The sequence below is a fragment of the Flavobacterium sp. DW-iso2 genome (assembly GCF_058725285.1).
Genome location: NZ_JBZXDY010000033.1, coordinates 21,284 through 28,756 on the forward strand (window position 1 = coordinate 21,284; position 7,473 = coordinate 28,756).

At 35.9% G+C, this 7,473-nt stretch carries 5 protein-coding genes; all 5 read left to right on the top strand.

Annotation, left to right across the window (positions count from 1 at the left end; all coding sequences use genetic code 11):
* The first annotated feature begins 4 nt into the window (after positions 1–4).
* The 5 genes from AC4PRO_RS16555 to AC4PRO_RS16575 all read left to right on the top strand — a co-directional run bounded on the left by AC4PRO_RS16555 (position 5) and on the right by AC4PRO_RS16575 (position 6,768).
* Positions 5–1,138 carry an NAD-dependent epimerase/dehydratase family protein gene (locus AC4PRO_RS16555; RefSeq protein ID WP_492118169.1) on the top strand — a complete coding sequence of 378 codons (1,134 nt, stop codon included), beginning with the start codon at positions 5–7 and terminating at the stop codon, positions 1,136–1,138.
* Positions 1,138–2,181: a WaaS/CpsH family glycosyltransferase gene (locus tag AC4PRO_RS16560; protein ID WP_492118170.1), complete on the top strand. Its 1,044-nt coding sequence runs from the start codon at positions 1,138–1,140 to the stop codon at positions 2,179–2,181. The genes AC4PRO_RS16555 and AC4PRO_RS16560 overlap by 1 nt, the downstream gene beginning before the upstream one ends.
* Positions 2,182–2,187: 6 nt before the next feature.
* Positions 2,188–3,087, top strand: a complete 900-nt coding sequence (locus tag AC4PRO_RS16565; protein WP_492118171.1) for an NAD-dependent epimerase/dehydratase family protein — start codon at positions 2,188–2,190, stop codon at positions 3,085–3,087.
* 9 nt (positions 3,088–3,096) lie between these two features.
* Positions 3,097–3,645 (top strand): dTDP-4-dehydrorhamnose 3,5-epimerase, encoded by a 549-nt coding sequence (rfbC, locus tag AC4PRO_RS16570; protein ID WP_492118172.1) that lies wholly within the window; start codon positions 3,097–3,099, stop codon positions 3,643–3,645.
* A gap of 1,812 nt (positions 3,646–5,457) precedes the next feature.
* Positions 5,458–6,768, top strand: coding sequence for an ATP-binding protein (locus AC4PRO_RS16575; protein WP_492118173.1), 1,311 nt, complete (start codon positions 5,458–5,460; stop codon positions 6,766–6,768).
* The last annotated feature ends 705 nt before the right edge of the window (positions 6,769–7,473 follow it).

A 7,473-nucleotide genomic window follows, 5' to 3' on the forward strand; every position in this document is an offset into this window, starting at 1 on the left:
AATAATGAAAAATATACTAATTACGGGAGGTGCTGGATTCATAGGAAGTAATTTAGCTCTTAAACTTATAGAAAAGGGACATAAAATCACAGTGTTAGACAACCTGTCAAAACAAATACATGGCGAAAATCCTGAGGAAAGTTCGCCTTTATATAAGAGTATTAAAGACAAAGTAACTTTTATAAAAGGTACGGTAACCTCAAAACAAGATTGGCTTGTAGCAATCAAAGGGCAAGATGTAATAGTACACTATGCTGCCGAGACTGGTACGGGACAATCAATGTATGAAATACATAAATACGTAGATGTAAATGTTAACGGGACAGCAATTATGTTAGATTTACTTGCTAATAGTTCCCACAAAGTTGAAAAAGTTATTATTGCTTCTTCTCGTTCTATTTATGGTGAAGGAAAGTATATCAACGAAAAAGGAGAAAGTGTTTATCCTAAGCATCGTACCTCTGATTATATGGATGAAGGTGATTTTGAAGTTAAATATGATGGTTCTAATAACTTAAAATTAGTAGGTACTGACGAAGATTCTAAAATTCATCCATCATCAGTATACGGGATCACTAAGCAAAATCAGGAACAAATGGTAATGACTGTTTGCCCTACAATAGGTATTGCTCCAGTTTCTTTTAGATATCAAAACGTATATGGACCGGGACAATCTTTAAAAAATCCTTACACTGGTATACTGTCTATTTTTTCTACTCAAATAAAAAACGGAAATGGAATTAATATTTTTGAAGATGGCAAGGAAACACGTGACTTTGTATATATAGATGATGTCGTTGATGCTACTATTTTAGGAATTGAAAAAGAAGAAGCAAACAATGAAATTTTCAATGTAGGTACTGGTGTTGCTACAGATGTAATAAGTGTTGCTACTAATTTGATCAAAAATTATGGCGTAGATGTTCCAGTAGCAGTAAGTGGTAACTATCGTTTGGGTGATATTCGTCATAATTATGCAGATTTAACTAAAATAAATTCAAAGTTAGGATTTACACCTAAATATTCATTTGAGGAAGGATTGAAACAATTTACCAATTGGGTAAATACGCAAGAGGTCGAAAAAGATAATTATCAAAAATCGATTGATGAAATGAAAGCAAAAGGATTGTATAAATAATGAATCTAAAAGATAAAATTTCAGATAAAAAAATACTATTTTTCTCCGTTCAAACTTTTAATCTTGAAAAAGAGATAAAGCAAAAAATGGAGGAAAATGGTGCAATTGTAACTTATTATGATGAAAGACCTGTAAATAATAATTTTACTAAAGGAATTATTAGATTAAAAAGAAGTCTTTATCAAAAAAAAATTGATGAATACTATCAAAATATTTTAAAGGTGACAGAGAAAGTTGTTTTTGATTTTTTGTTTGTAAACAGAGGAGAAGTAATCACTGTTGAGTTTCTTGAAAAGTTTAAAAAACAACAGCCCAATTGTGAACTAATATTTTTCACTTGGGATTCCTTTACAAACCATGCGCATCCTACTACAATACTGAAATGTTTTCATAAAAGATTTAGCTTTGATTTAGGCGATGCCGAAAAATATAATATAGGATTTCGGCCGCTATTCTATTTAGACAAGTACAAACACATCAAAAAAAGTGATGTGTTTGAAAAAAAACATGATCTTTTGTTTTTAGGAACGGCACATTCAGATCGTTATTTGATCAGTACCGCAGTTTCAAATTGGTGTTCTAGAAATGGACTTACGGCTTTTACCTTTTATTATATGCATAGCAAAGCAGTATATTGGTATAAAAAATCATTTGATAAAAGTTTTAAAGAATTTGACTATAAAAAATTAAGTTTTAATAGTCTTAGTACAGATGAAATTGTAAATCTTTACAAAATGTCTAATGTAATTTTAGATATCAATCATCCCGGTCAAAAAGGATTGACGATGCGTACTTTTGAGGCTATTGGATCTGGAAAGAAAATGATCACCACAAATGCTGAAGTTAAAAAATACCCTTTCTATTCTCCAGATGTTTTTTACGTGATTGATAGGAATAATATTTCTTTAGATGAAGCTTTCTTTACTAGTCCAATTCCAGATATTACAAAAAACATGTATTATAAATGCTCAATAGAAGGTTGGTTGTCAGATATTTTTTTAAAATCTGAAAAAGAAGATTGGAAACCTTTAATGAATATATAAGAGTTTATGAAAATTGTCATCACAGGAATTTCAGGATTTATAGGTCAAAATCTTTCAATATTTTTAAAAGAAAATAGAAATGTAGTTCAAGGGTTATCGCTACGAAATGAAAATTGGTGTTTTGATAAAAAGGCAGATGCAATTATTCATCTTGCAGGTAAAGCTCATGATACAGCAAATAGATCTTCTGTGGCAGAATACTTTGCAGTAAATACGGATTTGACGAAAAAACTTTTTAATCAATTCTTAGATTCAGAAGTACGAGACTTTATTTGTTTTAGTAGTGTAAAAGCGACTGCAGATTCAATTGACAGGGCTTTAGATGAAAACCATATTTCTAATCCTAAAACGCCGTACGGAAAATCCAAATTTGAAGCAGAGAAATATTTACTTTCACAAAAATTATCAGGAAATAAAAGGCTTTTCATCATACGTCCTTGCATGATTCATGGCCCCGGAAATAAAGGAAATTTAAATTTATTATATAATTTAGTTAATAGAGGATTGCCTTGGCCTTTGGGAGCTTTTGATAATAAACGATCGTTTTTAAGTATCGACAACCTTTGTTTTATTATAAAAGAATTATTGGAAAATGGAAATATATCTTCAGGAATTTATAATGTGGCCGATGATGAAGCGCTTTCGACTAATGAGGTAATTGCATTGTTAGGTCAAAGCTTAGCAAAGAAAAACAGGATTGTAAATATTCCGTCATATTGGATTAAATCGATAGCGAAATTAGGAGATTATTTTCATTTACCTCTCAATTCGGAGCGTTTGCAGAAACTAACGGAGAATTATGTGGTAAGTAATCAGAAAATTATAACTGCTATTGGTAAATCATTACCAGTTACATCCAGAGAGGGTTTGATGAAAACTTTCGAATCATTTAAAAATAATAAATAAAAATATCGCATGACCATTGAGATGACTACCATTCAAGATTTAGTAATTATTACCCCAACCGCATTCCATGATGAACGCGGTTATTTTTTTGAAGCCTACAATAAAGTTAAATTTAACGAGAATGGCATTATGTATGACTTCATACAAGACAATCAGTCGTTTTCTAAACGAGGAGTGATTCGTGGCTTGCATTTACAAATTAATCCTTTTGCACAAGCCAAGCTAGTACGCGTTTTGCAAGGAGAAATTCTAGATGTAGCGGTAGATTTGCGCAAAAATTCATCAACATACGGTCAACATTTTTCAGTTGTACTAAGTGCAGAGAATAAAAAACAATTGATGGTGCCTCCTGGTTTTGCACATGGGTTTTCGGTATTGAGTGAAACTGCTTCCGTACTATATAAAGTCGATCAGGTTTATCATAAAGAAAGTGAAAGAGGGATTCGCTATGATGATGCTACGTTAAATATTGATTGGCAGCTGCGTCCCGAGGAAGTAATTGTTTCTGAGAAGGATTTGATTTTGCCGGGGTTTGATGGGATTGACTGGGAGTTTTAAATCCCCCTAGCCCCCGAAGGGGGAAAGTTTTAAGTCTATTGGTTTATAATTTTGATGTAGTAAGCGGTTTTCGATACGATTTTAAAATAGCTAACGCAATTTTAAAAATCACTTCCCGATTCTCCTGAAAGCGTTCCTGTCGGGATAAACTAAACTGACAATTAGCTTTTTAAATATTGCTTTTTTGCAGAACCTTTTATTGGTTTCAAATAGAGTTTAAAACTATGCACTTTCAGTGCATCTCGCTTTAGCTTCTAAAAAAGTTTTTTCGCCACAGATTCACAGATTTTCAAAAATTATTTTTAATCAGTGGATCAGTGGCGAAACTTTACTGGTTTTTCACAATCTAGCCTTGCAGACTTTTAGCCTGCTAAACCAAATCTATGGACTTGCAGTCCATCGTGTTTTATTTGTTGGGTTTTTGCGGGGATAGATGCTTTAACCGCAGAGGGAGCAAAGGTTATGCAAAGTGCACAAAGTGGCTTCGGTTTTTCCTTTATGAATGTTCGGTAAGGGGAGTAGTTATTTAATATTGGAACACATATGACACGGATTGGGCGGATTTTCGCTGATTTCTTATGTAGGGATCTGTTTTCATCAGTTTAAATCCGTGTCATCCGTGTTCCGTTCTCAATATTGGTAGTAAGCTGTTTTCTGTTATCGGTTATGGGTTCTTGAGTGTTGGAAATCGACTAACGATTAAAAGTGCACATTTTCGTTTTTCCCCGACCCTAAAGGGAGTCGAAAATTGGAGGGTGTGTGAAGATTTTCGTTTTGCCCCTGCCCTAAAGGGAGCCGAAAATTGGGGTGTGTGAAGATTTTCGTTTTTCCCCGACCCTAAAGGGAGCCGAAAATTGGAGGGTGTGTGGAAATTTTCGTTTTTCCCCGACCCTAAAGGGAGCCGAAAATTGGAGGGTGTGTGAAGATTTTCGTTTTGCCCCTGCCCTAAAGGGAGCCGAAAATTGGAGGGTGTGTGGAAATTTTCGTTTTTCCCCTGCCCTAAAGGGAGCCGGAAATTAGAGGGTGTGTGGAAATTTTCGTTTTTCCCCTGCCCTAAAGGGAGTCGAAAATTAGAGGGTGTGTGAAGATTTTCGCTTTTCCCCGACCCTAAAGGGAGCCGAAAATTGGAGGGTGTGTGGAAATTTTCGTTTTTCCCCGACCCTAAAGGGAGCCGAAAATCGAGAGGGTGTGTGGAAATTTTCGTTTTTCCCCTGCCCTAAAGGGAGCCGAAAATTGGAGGGTGTGTGGAAATTTTCGTTTTTCCCCTGCCCTAAGGAGAGCCGAAAATTGGAGGGTGTGTGGAAATTTTCGTTTTGCCCCTGCCCTAAAGGGAGCCGAAAATTGGAGGGTGTGTGGAAATTTTCGTTTTTCCCCGACCCTAAAGGGAGCCGAAAATTAGAGGGTGTGTGGAAATTTTCGTTTTCCCCCTGCCCTAAAGGGAGGTGAAAATTGGAGGGTGTGTGGAAATTTTCGTTTTTCCCCTGCCCTAAAGGGAGCCGAAAATTAGAAGGTGTGTGGAAATTTTCGTTTTTCCCCTGCCCTAAAGGGAGCCGAAAATTAGAGGGTGTGTGGAAATTTTCGTTTTTCCCCTGCCCTAAAGGGAGCCGAAAATCGAGAGCGTTATGTTTTACGAGCTTAAATGGAGGTGGGAATTTAAGGTTATGAGTTATCGGTTTTTGATTATTGGAATTTTGGATTTAATCTCGAAACTTCGGAATTGGGATTTCCTTTTTGTTGTATTGTGTGTTTCAAAACAATGCATTATATTTGGTATCGTAATTACGGTTACGGTAATTTAAATTACGATAAATAATGAAATTTTATAACAGAACTAGCGAATTGAATTTATTGAGCAAAATAGAAGAAGCGGCTCATCAATCGGCTCAAATGACTTTTGTGGTAGGTCGCAGAAGAATTGGTAAAACCAGTCTTTTACTGGAAGCTTACCAAAAAAACAACTGTCTTTATTTTTTTGTAGCCAAAAAAAATGAAGCTTTGCTTTGTATAGAGTTTGTGGAGGAAGTGAAACGAAAATTGCAAATACCGATATTTGGAGAACTAAAAACGTTTAAAGCGCTGTTTGGGTTTTTAATGGAAGTAGCCAAGAGCCGTCATTTCACGTTAATTATTGATGAATTTCAGGAGTTCAATACGGTAAATGCTTCGGTATTTTCAGACATGCAGCACCTATGGGACAGTAATAAGAAGGATAGTAAAATAAATCTATTGCTGTGCGGTTCTGTTTATTCGATGATGACTCGTATTTTTGAAAATGCTAAAGAACCCCTTTTTGGAAGGGCAACACAACGCATTCATCTCAAAGCTTTTGATGTGGCCACGTTAAAAGAGATTTTAAAGGATTATCATCCACATTATTCGGGGGAGGATTTGCTAGCCTTTTATTTAATTACAGGAGGAGTTGCCAAGTATGTCGAGCTTTTAGTCACAAAACAAGCATTTACAAAACAAACCATAATTGCGGAAGTTATAGGTGAAAATTCTCTTTTTTTAGAAGAAGGTAAAAATGTGTTGATAGAAGAGTTTGGTAAAGATTATGGTAATTATTTTTCGATACTTTCCTTAATTGCTTCCGGAAAAACGTCTAGAGTGGCCATAGAATCTATCATGGAAATGCAAACAGGAGGGTTTTTGGATCGCTTGGAGAATGAATATGGTGTAGTTCAAAAAGTACGCCCAATATTAGCAAAACCAAACAGTCGTAGTGTTAAGTATTCGATATCAGATAATTTTTTAAGTTTTTGGTTCCGTTTTATATATAAATATCGCAGTGCAGTAGAAGCTGGAAACTTAGACTACTTGAAACAAATTGTAGATCGGGATTATACTACCTACAGTGGGAAGATTTTAGAAAAATACTTCATAGAAGAACGAAAAGCTGAAAAAAAATACAATCTGATTGGAACCTACTGGGAACGAAATAATCAAAATGAAATTGATATTGTTGCTGTAAATGATTTAGCAAAAACCGTATTGTTTGCGGAAGTAAAAAGGAATAAAAATAATATTGACATTGGAAAGTTAGAAGAAAAATCAGCGCAATTGCTTCAGCAATTTAAGGTGTATAAAGTTTCGTATATAGGCTACTCCTTAGATGATGTATGAGCGTTATTTTGAATCGGCACTAATGATAGTGATATAAGACTTGAAGATTTTCGTTTTTCCCCTCCCGAAAGCTTTCGGGACTAAAGGGAGCCGAAAATTTAGAAGGTGTGTGAAGATTTTCGTTTTTCCCCTGCCCTAAAGGGAGCCGAAAATTGGAGGGTGTGTGGAAATTTTCGTTTTGCCCCTGCCCTAAAGGGAGTTGAAAATTAGGTGTGTGGAATTTTCGTTTTTCCCCGACCCTAAAGGGAGCCGAAAATTAGAGGGTGTGTGGAAATTTTCGTTTTTCCCCGACCCTAAAGGGAGCCGAAAATTAGAGGGTGTGTGAAGATTTTCGTTTTTCCCCGACCCTAAAGGGAGCCGAAAATTGGAGGGTGTGTGGGAATTTTCGTTTTTCCCCGACCCTAAAGGGAGCCGAAAATTGGAGGGTGTGTGGAAATTTTCGTTTTTCCCCGACCCTAAAGGGAGTTGAAAATTAGAGGGTGTGTGGAAATTTTCGTTTTTCCCCTGCCCTAAAGGGAGTCGAAAATTGGAGGGTGTGTGGAAATTTTCGCTTTTCCCCGACCCTAAAGGGAGTCGAAAATTGGAGAGTGTGTGGAAATTTTCGTTTTTCCCCGGCCCTAAAGGGAGTCGAAAATTGGAGGGTGTGTGGAAATTTTCGTTTTTCCCCTGCCCTAAAGGGAGCCGAAAATTGGAGGGTGTGTGGAA